Annotated in this window: 2 protein-coding genes; both read right to left on the reverse strand. The window is 42.0% G+C overall.

The window, feature by feature from the left end; translation table 11 throughout:
• Positions 1–2,337, reverse strand: a 2,337-nt coding sequence (locus ACYVTD_RS10885) for a hypothetical protein (protein WP_461247794.1), incomplete at its 3' end; no start/stop codon positions are given.
• Between the two features lie 12 nt (positions 2,338–2,349).
• Positions 2,350–3,320: OmpA family protein (locus tag ACYVTD_RS10890; RefSeq protein WP_461247795.1), on the reverse strand; the 971-nt coding region annotated here is incomplete at its 5' end.

Here is a 3,320-nt window from a genome sequence, read left to right on the forward strand (position 1 = left end):
TGTACAATAAAAAAAAATCCCACCGCCATAAGTAGTACTTTTGCAATTTCTTATAGTCGAGTTTGAAATTTTAGCCGTAATAATATTAGAAATTTTTATTCCACTGCCATTAGTTATACCATTGATGTTTACATAGTCTATGGTTATGTTATCATGCGGTACTAATGTTGGGTAGGTGAAAATATCATCTATGTTCTCGTATGCGAAAATGCCACCTGATGAAGCGTCTCTTAATGTCAGGTTTTCAAACAATAAATCACCGTTTATTTTCGTTGAGTAGAACAAATATTCCGTTCTTACTCCACCGCCTAAATCGCCGGAAATTGTTACCGTATTAGCCGCGACATTGCGCTGGCTCTTTGCAGTTTCATTTCCCGCAAAGCCGCCTATGTAACTTGTGTTGGCTGTAAGCGGGAAGTAATCGCTTGTTTTGTTTCCCGGTTTGTAAGTTCCGGCGGCTATCCATATTTCTTTGGGTATGTCTTGTGGGAATTGCGCGGCGGCTTTGCACGCGTCTTTTAGGTTGCGGAAGGCGTTTTCCCAACTGGTTCCGTCTCCGTAACCATAGGCGTTGCAATTTACATAAATTGTCGATTGCAGTTCCCTTACATTTACCGTATAACTTCGGGTGTTTTTGCCGTTTGCGGAAACTACCGTGTATGTTACGGGAGCGTTAAATATTCTGCCGGAAACTCCAGATACTTGCGCAGTTCCAGATACGTTTACCTGTCCTGCGGCGGTAAATTGCGGGTACATTGTATTTGTAGTTGCTCCTGAACCGGGACGGGCGTATACGGATATTATGCCGTTTATCTGGTCTATTTTTCCAATTACAGGGTCGGCAAGACCGCTGTTTTCTTCAGGGTAAAAACCAAAAGCGGTAATTGCCGCGTCTGAGGACGTGTCGCGGATCATTTTGCACTGTACCCAGTAGTCAAGAACAAGCGAGGGATACTCAGGGTTTGTTACAGTGTACTTTATCTGTCTTCTAAAGTCCTGCGCGCTGGCGCTTGATACCTGTACGCTTCCGTAAACTGTTACAATGCCGTCGGCGGTGAATTCAGGCGTAATAGAGGCTGGCGCGGTTATTCCGCCGTAATAGGCATCTATCAGAATAAGACCGTCGCTGATATTTCCAACGGCATCTTGCACTAAATCGGCGTTATGGGCGGCGGAAAAACGGAACGATGTAATATGAGGCATATTGCTGGCAATATTGATTAATTCTACTTTTACCGCATAAGTGCGGACATACATTTCGTTACGCGAAACTACGCGGTATTCAAGCTGAGACGAAAAATCATGGCTGTTTGCTCCGCTTGTCTGCGTAACGCCGCCTACGCTCACTGTTCCCGGACTTATAAAATTCGGCGTTAGTGTCGAAGGTTTCGCCCCGGAATAAAATACCTGTACGTTTATTGTTCCCGTGTTATCGGTGTTTATTATTGAACCTACTGCGTTTGCGGAAATACCGCTGTTAATTGTTTTGTTAAAACGGAAGTCCGTAATACTGCGTATTGTATCGCTGTCTTCTGTAAAAACAACGGTAAGCGTGTAATTTTTTGTTTCGCCGTCTCTTGTTATGGTAATTATTTTTGTTTGTATTCCAAGACTATTCGAAAATTGAATAGGGTTATTGCCGGAAGTTATTTCATTTCCGTCAACATTAAAACTTTCTCCAAGTATTTGGAATGATGGAATAAGCGCGTAACTTAAAGATGGCATCTCCGCAGGGTATGACGCGTTTGCGTAAACAGCGGAGTTTCTTTCATCTACCATACACAGGGCATCGCTTACCAATTCCGCATTATCGTATTTGGAAAAACGTATGTTAAGAAGACGCGGTTCGCCTGAATCTTCTACGACATTAACTGTATACTGTCGCGTGCTACCACGTCCGCCTATTACAATCATGGTTACAGGACCAGTAAAATCAATTGGTATATTAAGAGCGGGTATGTTAAAATCTGGGTTCGCTTTTATTAAATTTGTTAAAGTATTAAGAAGGTCTGATGATCTGCTCAATTTCATCGCGTAATCCGTAAGGTCAGCGCTTGGGAACGCGACTCGCACATAATCAAGCGTTACGGGAATAATAGTCGCTTTTTCTGATACTGTTATTTGCGGAATAAGTTCATGGACGGGACTGCCTTTCGCGACTGTCGCTATAACGCTGTTGTTATAAATTTCCGCGGAACCCAACTGTCCGTCAACATAAAACGATAAAATAAGCGTATCATCGGGTGGTATTAAGTCGTGAAAATAATTGTTACAAGCGCCTAAAAAAAGCGCTATAACTATTCCTGCAAAAACTTTTACTGTGTTTTTCTTGTTCATCTTTTTTTCCTTTTACTTTATTATCAAATCTACACAGCGATACATTTCCATCTGTGTTTCATCGGACGCTTTTTTTGCGCCCATGTATTCTATTTTTATTCGTGACGGATCTATTTTGTAATTTTCACGCAAGTATTCAGCGCACTGTTCCGCCCTTGCCGCCGAAAGCGCCGGTGTCCCGTCTGTTCGCCTTGGTTGCCATTCGGCGGTTCCTGTAGGCGCATAGTACGCCCGAATCGTTATTTGCAATGATTGTTTTTCCTGTAATTGTTTTCCGGCATCGTCAAGCGTTAGTTGATACTGCTCATTTATTGTCGCGTTGTTTACCCCAAAGTAAATTGGATTTACAGGCTTAACGTTTTTAACAGGCTTTTTAGCGGAACGATTAATCAATGTTAATGGTTTTATTGAAATTCCGGCTTCCACAAGCGCAAGAGGCACAGGTCCGTCATTTTCAATAACAAAATCCGCTCCGCCTCCGGCATAGATTTTTAAAAATTTTCCCTTTGTCGTCCATGTCGCGTAAATCCTCGCCCCCATAAAAAGATTGCGCTCGTTATCTTCTTGAAGATTTTCCAGAATTACGTCAATGGCGGTAGGGTAGCGGTATACTTTGGAAAAGAAATATCCTGTTAATAAATCCCCCTGTACCCCAAAGCCAAAATATATTGGATATTCATAACCAAACTTGAGCGAAAGGGGAATCATTGTTATATCAAGAACAAGGGGGTTAGTTCCTTCAAAGTTTGTATACCCCGATTCAACGGCTAATCGGAAATTTTTGTATTCGTATCCTAACGCTCCGCGAAAACCTAGTTTTGGATTTACATGTTCAGAGAGAAATTCTGGCGCAAAATATTTATGAAGCGCCCCTTCAATAAAGAAATCGTCAAACCAACGTGTTTCTTCTGAAAAAAGAGGAGTTGTGAAAGCAATAAAAATGGTAAAAAATACTGCTTTCATGATTGAAGTTGACGGGGGAG

The organism is Treponema sp. R6D11, assembly GCF_054786075.1.